Annotated in this window: 1 protein-coding gene; it reads left to right on the forward strand. The window is 45.7% G+C overall.

Annotated features, from left to right (window positions below):
* A partial coding sequence (locus QWJ41_RS20990; RefSeq protein WP_302710422.1) for a hypothetical protein occupies positions 1–240 on the forward strand: 240 nt, incomplete at its 5' end.
* Between the last annotated feature and the right edge of the window lie 49 nt (positions 241–289).

The following is a 289-nucleotide window of genomic DNA, read 5'->3' on the forward strand; positions in this document are numbered from 1 at the left end:
TATCGTTTTCGGTACACCGATGAAGCTTGCTCTCTCGTAGTCATCAGTATCGGCACATTCCACATTCACGTAGTGATGTATTGTGTGCCCTACACAGGTTCTTGTCTCGTACCCAGCTTTGTAGACGAACAATCGAAATTTCTTCCTACTCTTGTGTCTCTTACATACGCAAAAAAATTGGTGGGTGTGCGGCATCAGTATCCGCAGGCTGTTTGGGATTTGGAAATAGAAAAGCTCTGAAAGTACTGCCCACGCCGCATTTGGCGAGAGCTTCGAACACTAAAGACAT

The sequence above is a fragment of the Nocardioides cremeus genome, from assembly GCF_030518195.1.
Taxonomy (GTDB): Bacteria; Actinomycetota; Actinomycetes; order Propionibacteriales; family Nocardioidaceae; genus Nocardioides; species Nocardioides cremeus.